Origin of the sequence: Leptotrichia wadei (assembly GCF_007990445.1) — a bacterium.
In the GTDB taxonomy this organism is placed as follows: domain Bacteria; phylum Fusobacteriota; class Fusobacteriia; order Fusobacteriales; family Leptotrichiaceae; genus Leptotrichia; species Leptotrichia wadei_A.
On the sequence record NZ_AP019841.1, the window covers coordinates 524,407 to 541,615 of the forward strand.

The window sequence follows — 17,209 nt, forward strand, 5'->3', positions numbered from 1 at the left end:
CCAGTTAATTAATGGCTTATTCAATAATTTTATAATTTTAAAAAATTTGGTAAAGGGTCTTTTGTTTCTGAAAATAGAAGTAGTTTTTGAATATTATTAAAAAAAATATTTAATAATCAGAATCTTTTTATAAAAGTTCAATACTCCCTTGCTTTAGAAAATTTTTTGATAAACTTTAAATATATAGTTTTTGAATAAGTTAAATTTATAAGTTACAACTAAACGTAATTAAAATTACTCAAATTTCTTTTATTAATTCTGTTTTATATTTTTTGAAAAATTATAAATGTAATTTAGAGAAGTTTGAGTATATTTTAATTGGGAAAAATATTTTCAAGAAATCATGGGAGAAAAGAAATGGCAGATAGAAATAGAATTGAATATAACTGGTATGAAATACTTGGCTTGGAGTATTATCCGGTTCCTGAAGAGAATGAGGAGAAAATAAAGGCTAAAATAGAAGAAAAAAGAAAAGAATGGCTAAGAAAAGAAACAGATCCGTTAAATGGTACAAAATATAAAAATTATGGTGAACTTTTAAAACATGGTATTATAGAAAGCGAGATGCTTAATAGTGCAAAAAGAAAAGAATTGATTAGAGATGCGCAAAATAAGCTGTTTGAGCCAATAGATAAATTTTTGAAGTATTTTGAAGGAAGTATAATTACGTCGAAAAAGATAAAAGAGATAGCTGAAAAGACTAAAAGAAAAGAAGATTTGATTAAAAAGCGAATTGAAGAAAATGGTAAAATAGAATTGTATGATGAAAAAATTTATAAAAACTATTGCGAATATATTAACAGAAAATATGAATTTTTAACAGTTGAGCAAAATTTAAAAATATTGGATAAGAAAGATTTGTATGAGTTTTTAGATTCTGAAAATATAAATGTGAATAGATTAGATGCAAGAAGAGTTATTGAAAATATCAAAGAAAAGAGAAAAGATTTGATTAAATCTGATAATGAAACTTCTGCCAAGAAAAAATTATTTACTGAATGTGAAAAGATATTTGGAGATGTAGCAAAAAGGAAAGAATACGATGAATATTTGAAATATTTAAAATATATAAACGTAAAAAAGGAACTGGAAGAAATAAAAACTATCTATGAAGTTACTGATAAACAAGTATCGAATAAGGAAAATGATAATTTTAATAATATAAAAAATATATTGAATAGTGAAAAGGAAGCTAAAAATATATTTATAGGATTTTGTGAAGCAAATAAGATACCTTATAATATCTCAAATAGTTCAAAAGATACAAATAGACCGCAAAATACATATAAAAATGACAATAATGAATTAAAAAAATTAAGTGAAGCTGCTTGTGAAAGGGCTTTGAATGCCATAGAGAATTTTAGATTTAATGAAGCTGTAAAATGTTTGAATGAGGCAAGAAATTATTGGCCAGGAAATCCACGGATAGAGATGATAAGAAAAAGAATGAATGAAAAAGCGGGGTCAAGTCCTGATAATTATTACAGTAATAACAACCAAAATAGAAGTGGGACTAATATCACATTAATTGTTATTGGAGTAATACTTTTTATAATAATGGCAGTTATGATATTTTTAACAGCGAAAAATTTATTACCAAACTATTCTAATAATAATCGTTCATCTGAAAGAACAACTCGGGATGCAAATAATTTTTCAGATGGGACTGGTTCAACTTCAGGAACAACTTACGAAAATAATAGTAATAATATACAGCCTGTAGATCCTGATCACGAAACAAGAAATGGATATACTTATTTAAAGGATGATGGAAAAGGTTCAACATTTTCAAAAAGAGATCTTGGATATGAAGAAGGAATGATAGGTGTAAGTGATAACTCATCTGCTTATGAAAATATTAAGACAGAATATTGCAATGCAGTAAATGAAATTGTAAAAGTAGATGATGGAATTGTTCCAGGAACAAATACTCCATTTAGACAGGCTACATACACAGAAGTTGACGATGCATACAAGGAATATTTACAGAAAATAGCACAAATGAGACAGGTCGTTTTCTTGTTAAGTAATGGGAATGATAGTGTAATAGAGCCGGAATCTGGATGCTTTTATAAAGGAACTCGTTGGAATACGGCAAATTCCAAGTACAAGGCAAGAGAATTTGAAAGAAAGGAAATAGATGATTATTATAATAATTATAGGAATCAATATTAAATGAAAGTGTTCATAATTTTATTTGATTTAAAGAAATTTGATTATACTTTAATTAGAAAAAATATTTTGGATAAATATTTAGTAATAAATTAAAGGAGAAAAAGAGATGGCAGACAGAAATGAAATTGAATACAACTGGTATGAAATACTGGGACTGGAATATTATCCAGCTGCTGAAGAAAATGAGGAGAAAATAAAAGCTAGAATAGAGGAAAAAAGGAAGGAATGGTTAAGAAAAGAAACTGATCCGTTAAATGGTACAAAATATAAAAATTATGGTGAACTTTTAAAACATGGTGTTATAGAAAGCGAGATGCTTAATAGCGCAAAGAGAAAAGAATTGATTAAAGATGCACAAAATAAGCTGTTTGAGCCAATAGATAAATTTTTGAGATTTTTTGAGGGAAGCATAATTACATCAGAAAAAATACAAGAGATAGCAGCTAGGATTAAAAGAAAAGAAGATTTGATTAAAAAACGAATCGAAGAAAATGGCAAGATAGAATTGTATGATGAAAAAATATACAAAAATTATTGTGAATGTATTAATAGAAAATATGAATTTTTAACAGTTGAGCAAAATTTGAAAATATTGGATAAGAAGAATTTGTACGAGTTTCTTGATTCTGAAAATATAAATGCTGGAAGATTGGATGCAAGAGGAATTATTGAGGCTATTAAAGAAAAAAGAAAAAAATTAATAAAATCTGATAATGAAACTTCGGCTAAGAAAAAGTTATTTACTGAATGTGAGAAGATATTTGGAAACGGTGCTAAAAGGAATGAATATGATGAATATCTTAAATATTTGAAATATATAGAAGTAAAAAAAGAATTGGAAGAAATAAAGTCTATTTATGAAATAACTGATAAGCAAATTTCAACTGAGAAGAGTGACAATTTTAATAATATAAAAAATATACTGAGCAGTGAAAAGGAAGCTAAAAATGTATTTATAGGATTTTGTGAAGCAAATAAAATATCTTATAATATTACAAACAGTTCAAATGGATCACAAAAAGCGTATGAAAATGATAATAATGATACGAAAAGATTAAGTGAAGCTGCTTGTGACAGGGCTTTAAATGCTATAGAAAACTTTAGATTTAATGAGGCTGTAAAATATTTGGATGAAGCAAAGAACTATTGGTCAGAAAATCCACGGATAGAGATGATAAGGAAAAGAATGAGTGAAAAGGCTGGGGGAAGTTCTGGTAATAATTATAGTGGTAATGGTCAAAATAGAAATAATACTGGTAATAATTATTATAATAGTCAAAATGGAAATGCTGCTACTAATAGCAATAGCGGGATTAATGTTATATTAATAGTTATTGGAGTAATACTTTTTATAATAATGGCAGTTATGGTGTCTTTGACAGTGAAAAATTTATCAGGAAAAATTTATGGTGATCATGAAACAATAAATGGATATACATATTTAAAGGATGATTCAAAAACTTCAACTTTTGAAGATACTACCACTCCATGGTTAGATAAACTTTATGTAGATGGAGTGAATTTTTATAGTAATCCTGAAGTGAATAATGCTTATAAAGATTATTGCAGTTTGGTTAATGAAATAGAGAAAGTCGATAGAGGGATAATGCCAGGAACTGATAAAAGTTTTAGAGAGGTAACTTATACAGAAGTTGATGATGCATATAAATATTACTTAAAAGAAATCAGTCAGATTAGACAAATTTTTGATCTTTATAATGGGAATGATGATGATTTGGAAATGAATGCAGGATGTAATTATAGAGGAACGAAATGGAATACTAATAATAATAAATATAAAGCTGCTAGTTTTAAATCTAATGAAATAACAGAAAGATGGAATCACTACGCAGGAACAATTTAAAATTAATTGGGAAAAGTAAGAATAGGAATTTTATGTAAATTTAGCAAGGGGTCAGTTTAAAACCCCTTATTTTTAAATAAAAATAGAAATTCTTAAACATAATATTTTTCTCCATAACTTTGCATAAGTTCCAAAATAGGCAGCAAATCTTTTCCTTTTTCTGTAAGAACATATTCTGTCTTTTTTGGGTAAACATCATATTCCCTTTTTTCGATGAGTTTTTCTTCAATTAAATAGTTCAGGTGCTCGATAATCATTTTTTCGTTACTGCCTTTTATTTGATTTTTGAAATCTTTTGTTCTGACTTTTCCGTGTCTTAAAAGCCATAATATGATGACTGTCCATTTTTTTGATAATATTTTTTGAGTTAATTCCAGTGGACAAGTGTAAATTTTTTCTTCCATATAAATTTTCCTTTCAATGAAATTATTTGAAATTTTAAAAAACACCAAATAATCTTGATTTTACTATAATTTTTTTATTTTTTCTATATTTTTTTAGAAATTTTTATAAAATACCACACTCGAATTAGCAGTCCTCCTGTCCAGCCTATCGGTGCGGCAATCCAAATTCCGTTATAGTCTAACGATGTTTTGGAAAGTAAAATGGCTAGAGGCACTTGAAACATACAAAATGAAGTAATAGAGGCTATTAGTGGAACTAAGGATTTTCCGTAGCCTAGTAGCAATCCATTTAGTATTTGCATTGTGCAGAAAATTACGTAAAATGCTGAAATTATACGTAAATATTGATTTCCTATAAAAATCACTTCGGGATTTCGGTTAAATATTGAAATAAAGAATGCTGGAAAAATAAAAATAATAATTGAGATTATGATGGAAAATGAGATTCCTAAAAGTAGGCTATCTTTTCCACCTTTAATTATTCTATCTATTTTTTTGGCTCCATAATTTTGAGCTGTAAAAGTCATCAACGCCTGTCCTAAATTTATGGATGGCAATTCTGCGAAGGAATCAATTCGGGAAGCAGAAATAAAAGCTGCAATACAGTCTGTTCCAAATCCATTTACAAGAATTTGAATGACAATAAATCCTAGGCTGATTAAAACTTGCTGTAACATTGCTGGCATTCCAATAATCAGTATTTCTTTTAAAATATTAAAATTTAAGTTGAAATAATATTTTTTAAAAATTAAATTTGGATATTTAAATTTTATGTAAAATAAACAAAGAAAAAAGGAAATAAACTGTGAAATAACAGTTGCAATTGCAGCTCCAGCAACTCCAGAGTTTAGTACTGCTACAAAAAATATATCTAAGATAATATTTAAAATTACGGAAGTAATTAAGATGTAAGTCGGTGTTTTTGAATCACCTATGCCTTTTAGTGTATTTGTGAGGGAATTATAACCAAAAGTTGGGACAACTCCAATAAAAATAATTTTTAAATAGATATTTGCCTCCAGTGACAATTTTTGCGGAACATTAATTAAAATTAAAATATTATTTGACAGTAAAAAACCTAATGTTGTAACAATAAGAGATAAAACTATGGAAAAAATAAATCCTGTATTTGCCGTGATTTTCAAATTTTCCATATCTTTTGCACCAAAATATTGGGAAATTAGAATGCTTGTCCCTAATGAAATACCTATAGAAACAGTTATTATAAGTACATTAATTTGATAACTTGAGCCTACAGCCGCAAGGCTTTCCTTTCCTAAAAAATTTCCCACAATGATTGTGTCTGAAATATTGTAAATCTGCTGAAATAAATTTCCTATTAAAATTGGCAAAGAAAAATAAATTATTGTTTTTAATTCGTTTCCTTTTGTTAAGTCTTTCATTTTATCTTCTCCTGATTTTTATATGTTTCTTAATTGTTATTTTAACATTTATTTTATCTAATATGAATAACGTACTTTTTTGTAAGTATGTTTTTTATTAGTTAGCTCAAAGATACTTGTGATTTCGGTTGTGAAAAATTGTATTATTTTATTATTTTTAAAAAGGAAAAAAAGGATAAAGAAATTTTTATTTGACTTATATTTTCTAGCATTGTATAATAAACTTATATTTATAAAAGTGGAGAGTGAAAAAACTGATCCATAAGAAAGATGCAAAAAAGAAAGAGGTAAGGATTTATGGAAAATGAAGAGCTTATTTATAAATTTTCAGGAAGCAATTTGATAAAGGAAGATCCTGATATGCTTCATCATTTCCAAATGGAGGACTTCGTAGCACATTTGAAGCAAGAAGTAATTTAAGTTCTTGCCTTGTTTAGTTTGTAAATTTGGCTTTTTTAATAAATTTAATAATAAAGAAAGGAATTAAAAAATGATTTTTTTGAAATCGCTGGGAAGTATTTTTCCCATCATTGTTATGATTGCAATTGGATATATTTTGAAAAAAAGACACTGGTTTCATCATACATTTAGTGAAAATGTGTCAAAACTTATAACAAATGTGGCCTTGCCTTGTTCAATATTTTATTCAGTTTTAAAATATTTAAATATGGATGCCCTGAAGGAAGTGTCAAACCGTTTAATTTTTACATTTGCTTCAGTGATTATTGGATATGTTGCAGCCTTTGTAGTTATAAAGATAGTGAAAATGCGAGATGGAAGACGTGGAGTATTTTATAATGCTGTAGTCAATGCAAATACGATATTTATTGGACTTCCTTTGAATATGGCTCTTTTTGGGGAAGCGGCTTCAAAGTATTATTTGATGTATTACATTACTAATACAGTGTCAATATGGACTTTGGGATATATGCTTTTGGCAAATGATCCAATGGATGCAGGAAGTGGAGATGGGAAAGGCGGATTTAACCTGAAAAAGTTATTGTCACCACCGCTTATTGCTTTTGTTATCGCATTCGTTGTGCTTCTTTCGGGAATAAAAGTTATGACGCCGATTGTGGAAACTACTAAGTATCTTGGAAGTATTGTGACACCGCTTGCTTTGCTGTATATTGGGATTGTATTGGCGGATGCAGGGCTTCATAGTATTAGATTTGATTTGGATACAAATTTGGCTTTGCTTGGGAGATTTGTATTTTCTTCAATTGTCATGATTGTGCTTTTGAAAATTGCAGGACATTATGTGCATTTGAATGACCTGGAAATAAAAACCTTTGTAATTCAGTCGGCAGCGCCAGTATTTGCAGCATTGCCTATTTTGGTAAATGAAACTGACGGAGATATTGGATATTCTACAAATGTAGTAACTACAAGTACGATTTTATTTATATTAGTTGTACCAATTCTTATGAGTATACTTAATATAATTCATATTTAATTTAAAATTTAGAAAATCATTAATTTGATTTTCTTTTTTAGTGATTAAAGTATTAATTAAACTCGATTTTATCGTTCATAATTATTAATCTTGAAATTAACAAAGAAATATGATAAACTTTTAATATATACTTGATACTTGAGATATGTTCAAATATTTAATATTTATATTTAAATTAGTTAGAATAAAAAATAAAGTTTGAATAGAATAATTATAATCTTTGAGTTTAATTTAAAAAAATTTTAGTATAATAATTGCAGTTTTAGGAGGAAAAGTGAAAAAATTAATAGTATTGCTTGCTTTATTAGTGTCAGGAATTTCATTTTCAAATACAAATGCAAGCAAAAGTAAAAGTTTATGTAAATGGATTAAGAATCCAAATATCTACGTATCTAAAGAAATTGATTTGATAAATCATTCACAATTAAAGGGAGATATTTATTGTGATGTTGAAAATGATTATATGACATATTATGTTGGAATAGGAAATATAGAAATTGGACTGCTTTATAATTTAAGAGAAAAAAAAGAATTGACTTATGAAAATATTTTTAATATATTGGCTGATTTTCAGTCTGATATTTTAAAATTGCTTCCAACAAATATACCAGAAAAGGATAAAAAAAACAAACCAAGATATTATACTTACAGACTATATGTTTATGATGCCAAGAGGGGAGATACCTATATGCTGTTTAAATATATTTATGATACAGCAAAGCCTGATGGAGATTGGAAAATTTATTATAACAATGAAATTTTTTCAAAAACAAGTGAAAATATGCAACGGGTTTTGAAAAATGCCGGTTATCTTCCAACAGAAGATATAGTGTATTAATTAAGGGGATCTATGAAATTAATTTTAGAAGAAAACATAAACTATAAGACCAAAATAAATGATTTTGGCGTTGAACCTGTAAATAAGAGAATTATAACAACGGGAGAAAAATTAATATACTTTAACAAGGGAAAATTTGAAAAGGAAAGTGGAGGGAAAGTAAAAAATTGTGAAATTATAAAATATATAAAGGAAAAAAATCAATTATTTGTTTCCAGTATATTTTTTGTTTCTACTCCAAGCGGGAAAGTATATAAATGTGATGGAAATAAAAAAAGAATAGTAGAACTTGTATTTGACATGGGAGATATAATTCAAGTTATGAATTTTATAACAAGCGGAAGGATTGTCTATATTAAAGATAATATTCTTTTTTCCTATGATGTCGATACAAGAGAATTAATTTTCACAAAACTTTCAAAATGTAGAAAAAATGGGAGTTATAAAATATTCACAAGTGGAGAAAATGTTATAATAAAATTTAGGGAAGATCATAAGCAAATAAATACAATAAGTATTTTTGAAAACAGATTAAAAAAAATATTTGAAGTAAAAACAGAAAATAATCATGCCTATTCAAAAATAGTTGGACTCCAATACTTTGCAGGAACAGAAGATGGCGAGGTTGAAATATGGAATATTCTGGATCAGGAACTTTATAATTCGATAAAAATTTCAGATAGAAAAATAACATACATTGAAGAGTTTGAAGGGAAATATTTTATCGGACTTGAAAATGGAGAATTAATAATTACAGATGTAAAATTTAATATTTTAATGCAGGAAAAAATATTAAAGGAAAGAATTGTAAAAATTTGCGTGATTGAAAATGAGATTTATGTAATGGGATGCGAGAATAGAATAGTTAAGTATAGGATGGTTTTATAAAGTTAATAGATATAAAAAATAAGTTGTCTTAAAATCTAAATTCACAGTTATTAATTTAGCTGTGATTTTTTTTAGTTGTAAGAGGAAAATCATTTTATAATTTTCATTGTAAAAATTGTGTATAAATGTTATAATTTGGCGGAAAAATATATTACAAATTGTAAGCAAAATATAGGGGAATATATGGATTTTTGACATTATAACTAATTTTCTTGTATCGTTGCAAAGGAAATTCATGAGAGAATAAGAGAGGAAGTGATGAATGAGTTGGAAAGAAATAAAATTAAGCTGTATGGATTTAATAATTTAACGAAAACGTTAAGTTTTAATATTTATGATATTTGTTATGCCGAAACAGAAAGAGAGCAAAAGGATTATATTGCATATATTGATGAACAGTATAATTCAGAGAGGCTTACAAAAATACTTATTCGTGTGGCAGAAATGATAGGAGCGCAGGTTCTAAACATTTCAAAGCAGGATTATGAGCCGCAAGGGGCATCTGTAAATGTTTTAATTGCAGAGGAAAGAATAAATCCTGAAAATATTGACAAGTCTTGTAATAGAGGAAAACCATTCTTTGAGGAAATTGGGAAAGATAGGGAAACTGAAAAAATTGAGAAAAATAAAAATAGTAAAGAAGAAGGAGAAAATGCAAGCCAGGATACAGATACAGTTCATGCTCATTTGGATAAAAGCCATATAACAGTGCATACTTTTCCAGAATACCATCCAGATAATTCAATTTCCACTTTTAGGGTAGATATTGACATTGCAACTTGCGGAGAAATTTCACCATTAAATACGCTAAATTATCTAATAGACAGCTTTGATTCTGATATAATCACAATTGATTACAGAATACGAGGTTTTACAAGGGATATTTCAGGAAAGAAATTTTTTACAGATCATAATATAACTTCTATTCAGGATTATATTGAGCCTGAAAAGTTAAAAATTTACGATGCAATTGATGTAAATGTTTATCAGTCAAACATTTTTCATACAAAAATGCTTATAAAGGAAATCGAATTGCAAAACTATCTTTTTAATCAGGATGTTTATGAAATTGCACCGAAAAAAAGACTGGAAATTACAGATAGACTTAGAAAGGAAATGATTGAAATTTATAGCGGAATGAATATTTATTAAAATTATTTTATACTTGAATCATGTATTCAAAAAATATATTTTTTATATTTGATCATTTTAAATAGTTTTAATAAAAAAAAATATGGAAGGAGTTGAAAAATGGGCAAAAATATTGATAAAGACAGACAGAATAAGACTGTTCTTTTTGATGCATTGAAAAATCATCTTTCCAACAGGGTTGTGAGATTTGATGTGCCAGGACATAAAGGAGGACGTGGAAATAAGGAATTTAGAGATTTTATTGGGCTGGAAGCGATGCAGATGGATGTTAATTCGATGAAGCCGCTGGATAATTTATGCCATCCGACTTCGGTTATTAAAGAGGCGCAGGAAATAGCGGCGGAGGCTTTTGGGGCGAAAGAGGCTTATTTTATGGTGAGCGGAACTACTGGAGCGGTACAGGCTATGATTATGGCGACTTGTAAGGCCGGGGATAAAATTATTATTCCGAGAAATGTTCATAGAAGCGCTATTAATGCGATGGTAATCTGTGGAGCAATTCCAGTTTATATTAATCCTGGACTTAATAAAAAATTGGGAATATCGCTTGGAATGTCGATTAACGATGTAAAAAAGGCAATTAGTGCAAATCCTGATGCTAAGGCAATTTTGGTAAATAATCCAACTTATTATGGAATTTGCTCGGATTTAAAATCTATTGTGAAATTAGCGCATGAGAATAATATGCTTGTGCTGGTTGATGAAGCACACGGAGCACATTTTTCCTTTGATGAAAACTTGCCCATTTCAGGAATGGCGGCTGGTGCAGATATGGCAGCGATTAGTATGCATAAGACAGGTGGTTCTTTAACGCAAAGTTCAATTTTATTAAGTGGTGAGCGAATAAATGCCGATTATGTGCGGCAAGTTATAAATTTAACTCAAACTACAAGCGCTTCATATTTGCTTATGACTTCGCTTGATGTAGCAAGAAAAAATTTGGCAATAAACGGAAGAGAACTTTTTGAAAAGACAGTTAGATTTGCAGAATATGCTAGAAGTGAAATTAATAAACTGGGCGGATATTATGCCTATGGGAAGGAATTAATTGACGGAGATTCGGTTTATGACTTTGATACGACAAAATTGTCTGTATATACAAAGGATATAGGGCTAGCTGGAATTGAAGTATATGATATTCTGCGGGATGATTATGAAATTCAAATTGAATTTGGAGATTTGGGAAATATTTTGGCAATAATTTCAGCTGGAGATAGAGGATTGGAAATAGAACGGCTAATTTCATCACTTGCCGAAATTAAGAGACTTTACTCAAAAGATTCAACGGGAATGTTCGATCATGAATATATAAATCCTGATGTTGTGCTTCCGCCACAAAAAGCCTTTTACTCAGAAAAGGAAATGATTCCTATAAAAGACAGTGCTGGGAAAATAAGTGGTGAATTTGTTATGGCTTATCCGCCTGGTATACCGATTTTAGCGCCAGGAGAGAGAATTACGGAGGAAATTATAAATTATATTGAATATGCGAAGGAAAAGGGATGTTTGCTTACGGGAACTGAAGATATGCATGTTGAAAAGATAAATGTTGTTTTGGAGTGAGAATTCTAATTCTATTCTAATATTATTTCCTGTTAAACAGCAGGCTAATTATGAATTAAGATCTTTTTTTATTAAATGATATAAAATAAAACTCCTGTTTTTAAATAGGGTTTAGTATTAAGATAGAGAAATTGATGAAAGAAGGAAATAAAAATGGCTGATAGCAGATTTTTGAAATTTTTTAATTACATTTTACTAGTTGAAGGCAGTTATTCTAATGACAGAAATGATAAAGGCGGAGAAACAAAATATGGAATTACTAAAGAGAAGGCTAGAGAATGTGGTTATAAGGGAAGTATGAAGGATTTTACGAAGGCAATGGCTGAAAAAATTTATGAGGAAAAATATTATAAGGCAAAAAAATTAGATAAGATAAAAAATGATAAAATAGCGCTTAGTATATTTGATTTTTCAGTAAATGCTGGGAGATATGGAATTAAAAAGGCTCAGGAGGCTGTGAACAAGGTTTATGGTAAAAATGTAATTAGTGTAGATGGAGCAGTTGGGCCTATGACGTTAAAATATTTAAATGAAGTTAATCCAGCTAAATTTTTAACGGTTTATCATAATTTACAACGTGAATACTATAAGTCCCTTGCCAAAAGTAATCCAACTCAAAGTGATTTTTTAACTGGATGGCTAAATAGAGTTAAAACTAAGGAAAATTATTTGAAAAATGTTTAATTTAGTATAAAAAATAGAATAAAATTATAAAAAGTAGGTAATATAAATTGAAAGGAGTGTAGCAGATGGAATTATGGTATACAGAAGAGCATACAAAAAATGTTCGGTTTTCTATAAAGGTTGATAAGCAGTTAGTCAGTGTGAAAAGTGATTTTCAGCGGATTGATATTTTTGAATCGCAGGAATTTGGGCGGTTTTTGACGCTGGATGGATTTATGATGCTGACAGAAAAGGATGAGTTTATTTACCATGAGATGATAACACATGTTCCGATGGCAGTAAATCCTAAAGCTAAGAAAATATTGGTAATTGGCGCTGGAGATGGCGGGACTGTCCGTGAACTTGTAAAATATGAACATATTGAGCGAATTGATATGGTGGAAATTGACAAGATGGTTGTTGATGTTTGCCGTAAATATTTGTCTAAGACAGCGAATAAGCTGGATGATGAAAGAGTTTGTATTTATTACGAGGATGGATTGAAATTTGTACGTTCCAAGACAGATGAATATGATATTGTAATTGTGGATTCAACTGATCCGTTTGGGCCTGGAGAAGATTTGTTTACGAGGGAATTTTATGGAAACTGCTTTAATGCGCTAAAAGATGACGGAATTCTTGTGAATCAGCACGAAAGTCCCTATTATGAGGCGGATGCTAAAGCAACAGCAAGAGCAAATAAACAGTTAAGGGCAGTTTTTCCGTTTGCAACAGTTTATCAGCTGCATATACCGACATATCCATCAGGACATTGGCTATTTGGATTTGCTTCAAAAAAATATAATCCTGTAAAAGACTTGAAGGATGATGAATGGAATAAGTTTGGGATAAAAACTAGATATTATAATACGGAATTGCATAAAGGAGCGTTTGCGTTGCCAAATTATGTGAAAGAATTGATAAATGATTAGAATCAAAAAAGAAAAAAATATAAAAATTTAACGGGTCAAGATTTCTTGGCAAAAAGCAAAAAAAATAAGAAGGAGAATTGATTATGAAAAGTAAGAATATACATACGTTTATTAAATAGTGCAAGAACACTCGCGACTTTAGTCATGAGATGAATTGCACGAAAATTTTAGTAAGCATATAGGGAAACTTGTATGTAGACACGGAGCAAAACCGTGCAACAAAGAAACTGAATTGCTGGGAACTCTTAAAGCTAGTATGACCACAACATAATACCTAAGTGAGAATACGGTATAAGTGTGATGGTGGCGAAAGCAGAAAAAATATACTAGATGGTGCAAGGTTAAATCCTAAACATTATAATAATAGACAATCAGCAGCTAAGCCTGAAAAGGAAAGTTCAACGACTATCCCTCGTGAGGGGAGTACAATACAAGCGATAGGTATTGGAAGTGGTTTCGCCTAAGGTGTTGAGATACACTATGGATAAGATATAGTCTGTGCTTGTTAGAGATAACAAGAAGTTCATAAGATATAAAATCTTTGAGAACTACATAAGTAGTAGCGCACTTATGTGAACGACACTTCCCACTGTTGTGGGGTTTTAAAAACTTTAAAAATATTTAAAAATAAATAAAAAATATTACTTTTTAATAGATAACATGTAGAATATATGGTATAATATCTCTGATAAAAAGGAGGTGATTATATATGTATTTAACATTAAAACAACAAGTAAAACATCTTAGTAAAAAAGAGTTTAGAAATTTAAAATATTTATCTCATATAGCCAAGAACTTAACTAATGAAGCTATATATAATATTAGACAATACTATTTTAATAAGAAAAAGTATTTAAGTTATAATGAAAACTATAAAATGCTTAAAAATAGTAAGAACTATAAGAAGTTAAATTCTAATATGGCTCAACAAATTCTAAAAGAAGTAGATGGAAGTTTCAAATCATTTTTTGGACTTTTAAAACTTGTTAAGAATGGTCAATATAATGGTAAAATAAAATTACCTAATTATCTTGCTAAAGATGGATTTACAACTCTTGTTATAGGATTTGTTAGATTAAAAGATGGTATGCTGATAGTTCCTTATTCAAATTTGTTTAAGAAAACTCATCAGGAAGTTAAAATTAAGCTACCACCAGTATTAAAAGACAAGAAAATAAAAGAGATTAGAATAATACCAAAACAACATTCTAGGTACTTTGAAGTTCAATATACATATGAAGTAGAAGAAGTTCAAAGGGAATTAAATAAAGAAAATGCACTAGGAATTGATTTAGGTATAGACAATCTTTGTACTTGTGTTACAAATGCTGGAGCTTCATTCATAATAGATGGTAGAAAATTAAAATCAATAAATCAATACTATAATAAGATAAATGCAAAATTGCAAAGCATTAAAGATAAGCAAAAGACCTCCCGAACAACATTAAGGCAAAAGAGAATAACTAGAAAGAGAAATAATCGTATAAATGATTATCTTTCAAAAGCAGCAAGAATAATTGTAAATTATTGTCTTAATAATGATATAGGAAAAATAGTTCTGGGATATAATGAGGATTTTCAAAGAAATTCAAATATAGGAAGTATAAATAATCAAAATTTTGTGAATATACCATATGGAAAATTAAGAGATAAATTAATATATCTATGTAAACTATATGGAATAGAATTAAAGCTACAAGAAGAGAGTTATACATCAAAAGCAAGTTTCTTTGATGGAGATGAAATCCAGATATATGATAAAGAAAATCCGCAAGAATATATATTCAGTGGAAAAAGAATAAAAAGAGGGCTATATCAAACAAGAAAAGGCTATCAATTAAATGCAGATTGTAACGGAGCATTAAATATATTAAGAAAAAGTAAAGTTGTGGATTTAAGTATCCTATACAATAGAGGTGAGCTGAACACACCTAAAAGAATAAGGGTAGTGTAAAGCTATCAAACTTCTTAGAAAATTTTTAAATATTTTTAAAGATTTTAGAACCCTGCGACTTTAGTCATGGGAGGTTCAGAGGCTGCGATAATGAGTATAAGGAGAGTAAAATAGTTATTTTTGGAGCACCGTTTGACAGCACAACTTCATTTAGGCCAGGGACTAGGTTTGCTTCGGCGGTTATGAGAAATGAGAGTTTTGGGATAGAAACTTATAGTCCTTATCAGGATAAGGATTTGGAAGATATAAATGTTTTTGATGGGGGAGATTTGGAGCTTTCGTTTGGAAATTCGGAAAGTACGCTACATGATATTCAAGATGAAACGGCAAAAATTTTGAAGGATGGGAAAATTCCGTTTATGATTGGTGGAGAACATTCAGTAACATTGGGCTCTGTGAAGGCAGTTGCTGAGAAATATCCAGATTTGCATATTATACAGTTTGATGCGCATACTGACTTGCGAGATGAATATTTAGGGCAGTATTATTCGCATGCTTCTGTAATTAGAAGATGCTGGGATATTGTTGGAGATGGTAAGATTTTTCAATTTGGAATAAGAAGTGGAGAAAGAGATGAATGGAAGTTTGCAAAGGAACATCTTCACACGACAAAATTTAATTTTGACGGACTTGATGAAGTTGTGGAAAAATTGAAAGGGAAACCAGTATACTTTACATTGGATCTAGATGTGCTTGATCCATCTGAGTTTCCAGGAACTGGAACGCCTGAAGCGGGAGGAGTCACTTTTGTGGAACTTCATAAGGCAATAGAAAAAATTTCTCAGTTAAATATTGTTGGACTTGATATGAATGAATTGTCGCCTGTATATGATCAATCTGGGCAATCTACAGCATTAGCTTGTAAATTATTAAGGGAAATCTTGTTGTTTATTTATAAATAGTTTTTGATTTAGCAAGGGGTCTTAACCCCTTGTGTACACAAAACTTAAATGTAATTTAAAATTTATAACATTAAATAAACTAAATAAATTGTAGAAAAACAGCAGATTGAGACAAAACTTGTCATATACATTAATAATATATTTTTTTTTATATCATCTAATCTAAATTCTTTTAATTTATCTCCAATTGTCGGCTTTTTTACTTCTTTTCCAAAATATGAAACTTTTCCACCAAACTGAACTCCCAGTGCTCCAGCTACAGCGCTTTCTGGATGAGCAGAATTTGGACTTGCGTGATTTTTTCTATCTCTTTTGAATATTTTCCAGGCATTTTTATAATTATATCTTAAAATATAACTTGCCGTTGTTATGAGAATTCCAGAAATTCTGGCAGGAATAAAATTTGCCACATCATCTAATTTTGCTGAAAACATGCCAAACTTCGCATATCTTTCATTTTTATATCCAACCATTGAATCAAGAGTATTTATTGCCTTATAAGTCATTGCTAGCGGGAGTCCGCCTAAAAACATATAAAACATCGGTGTAATCACTCCATCCACCATATTTTCCGAAATAGTTTCCATCGTACTTCTAATAATCATTAATTTATCCATTTTTTCAGTATCTCTTGAAACAAGGTAAGATAACTTTTCTCTTGCCACTTTTAGATTTCCAAGTTTTACAATCCCATAAACTCTTTTCCCTTCACGAGCCAATGATTTTACAGAAAACACCGTATACATCAAATAAATTTCAATTATTTCAAATACTTTGTTAATTTTTGTTAATTTTACTAGAAAATACATAGCAAAAAACGTACTTGCAACTACTAAAATATTTAAAATTGCTCCACCAGTAAAACTTCCTTTTTTTCCATATAATCTTTTTTCCAGAAATGTAATCATTTTTCCAATAATCTGAACTGGATGTATAATTTTCTCTGGATCTCCAAAAATTAAGTCTAAAATGAATGAAATCCATATTTTTACTAGAAAATTCATTATTTATCTCC

Annotated in this window: 15 protein-coding genes and 1 pseudogene; 13 read left to right on the forward strand and 3 right to left on the reverse strand. The window is 29.1% G+C overall.

The genetic code is table 11. The annotated features are described in order from the left end of the window. The first annotated feature begins 357 nt into the window (after positions 1 to 357). Together FVE74_RS02615 and FVE74_RS02620 are read left to right on the forward strand one after the other, a co-directional pair. Positions 358 to 2,175: a hypothetical protein gene (locus tag FVE74_RS02615; protein ID WP_147003083.1), complete on the forward strand. Its 1,818-nt coding sequence runs from the start codon at positions 358 to 360 to the stop codon at positions 2,173 to 2,175. Between the two features lie 106 nt (positions 2,176 to 2,281). After that, positions 2,282 to 4,039 (forward strand): hypothetical protein, encoded by a 1,758-nt coding sequence (locus FVE74_RS02620; protein WP_147003086.1) that lies wholly within the window; start codon positions 2,282 to 2,284, stop codon positions 4,037 to 4,039. Positions 4,040 to 4,131: 92 nt separating this feature from the next. On the opposite strand, the gene FVE74_RS02625 is transcribed toward FVE74_RS02620, so the two are convergent. Both FVE74_RS02625 and FVE74_RS02630 read right to left on the reverse strand, forming a co-directional pair. Then, on the reverse strand, positions 4,132 to 4,443 hold the full coding sequence (locus FVE74_RS02625; protein ID WP_018498149.1) for a winged helix-turn-helix transcriptional regulator: 312 nt from the start codon (positions 4,441 to 4,443) through the stop codon (positions 4,132 to 4,134). A gap of 83 nt (positions 4,444 to 4,526) precedes the next feature. Next, a complete protein-coding gene (locus tag FVE74_RS02630; RefSeq protein WP_147003088.1) occupies positions 4,527 to 5,846 on the reverse strand; it encodes an MATE family efflux transporter in 1,320 nt (439 codons plus the stop codon). A gap of 383 nt (positions 5,847 to 6,229) precedes the next feature. Here FVE74_RS02630 and FVE74_RS11850 point away from each other — a divergent pair. The 11 genes and pseudogenes from FVE74_RS11850 to speB all read left to right on the forward strand — a co-directional run. Beyond that, positions 6,230 to 6,283, forward strand: a pseudogene (locus FVE74_RS11850) (hypothetical protein); the annotation flags it as partial. A 53-nt stretch (positions 6,284 to 6,336) separates the two neighbouring features. Next, positions 6,337 to 7,302: an AEC family transporter gene (locus tag FVE74_RS02640; RefSeq protein WP_147003090.1), complete on the forward strand. Its 966-nt coding sequence runs from the start codon at positions 6,337 to 6,339 to the stop codon at positions 7,300 to 7,302. A gap of 274 nt (positions 7,303 to 7,576) precedes the next feature. Next, positions 7,577 to 8,140 (forward strand): hypothetical protein, encoded by a 564-nt coding sequence (locus FVE74_RS02645; RefSeq protein WP_147003092.1) that lies wholly within the window; start codon positions 7,577 to 7,579, stop codon positions 8,138 to 8,140. A gap of 12 nt (positions 8,141 to 8,152) precedes the next feature. Further along, complete coding sequence (locus FVE74_RS02650) at positions 8,153 to 9,028, forward strand: hypothetical protein (RefSeq protein ID WP_147003094.1); 876 nt, start codon at positions 8,153 to 8,155, stop codon at positions 9,026 to 9,028. A 258-nt stretch (positions 9,029 to 9,286) separates the two neighbouring features. Beyond that, a complete protein-coding gene (speD, locus tag FVE74_RS02655; protein WP_147003097.1) occupies positions 9,287 to 10,180 on the forward strand; it encodes an adenosylmethionine decarboxylase in 894 nt (297 codons plus the stop codon). A 99-nt stretch (positions 10,181 to 10,279) separates the two neighbouring features. Then, positions 10,280 to 11,743, forward strand: coding sequence for an aminotransferase class I/II-fold pyridoxal phosphate-dependent enzyme (locus FVE74_RS02660; RefSeq protein WP_147003099.1), 1,464 nt, complete (start codon positions 10,280 to 10,282; stop codon positions 11,741 to 11,743). A 153-nt stretch (positions 11,744 to 11,896) separates the two neighbouring features. Next, positions 11,897 to 12,427, forward strand: a complete 531-nt coding sequence (locus tag FVE74_RS02665; protein WP_147003101.1) for a glycoside hydrolase family 108 protein — start codon at positions 11,897 to 11,899, stop codon at positions 12,425 to 12,427. A gap of 65 nt (positions 12,428 to 12,492) precedes the next feature. Continuing rightward, complete coding sequence (speE, locus tag FVE74_RS02670; protein ID WP_147003103.1) at positions 12,493 to 13,338, forward strand: polyamine aminopropyltransferase; 846 nt, start codon at positions 12,493 to 12,495, stop codon at positions 13,336 to 13,338. A gap of 278 nt (positions 13,339 to 13,616) precedes the next feature. Continuing rightward, positions 13,617 to 13,802, forward strand: coding sequence for a hypothetical protein (locus FVE74_RS02680; protein ID WP_147003105.1), 186 nt, complete (start codon positions 13,617 to 13,619; stop codon positions 13,800 to 13,802). Between the two features lie 245 nt (positions 13,803 to 14,047). After that, positions 14,048 to 15,292: an RNA-guided endonuclease InsQ/TnpB family protein gene (locus tag FVE74_RS02685; protein WP_147003107.1), complete on the forward strand. Its 1,245-nt coding sequence runs from the start codon at positions 14,048 to 14,050 to the stop codon at positions 15,290 to 15,292. Positions 15,293 to 15,333: 41 nt separating this feature from the next. Beyond that, a complete protein-coding gene (speB, locus tag FVE74_RS02690) occupies positions 15,334 to 16,194 on the forward strand; it encodes an agmatinase (RefSeq protein ID WP_147003109.1) in 861 nt (286 codons plus the stop codon). A gap of 62 nt (positions 16,195 to 16,256) precedes the next feature. Here speB and cbiB read toward each other — a convergent pair whose 3' ends face one another. Beyond that, positions 16,257 to 17,198, reverse strand: a complete 942-nt coding sequence (cbiB, locus tag FVE74_RS02695; RefSeq protein WP_147003111.1) for an adenosylcobinamide-phosphate synthase CbiB — start codon at positions 17,196 to 17,198, stop codon at positions 16,257 to 16,259. Between the last annotated feature and the right edge of the window lie 11 nt (positions 17,199 to 17,209).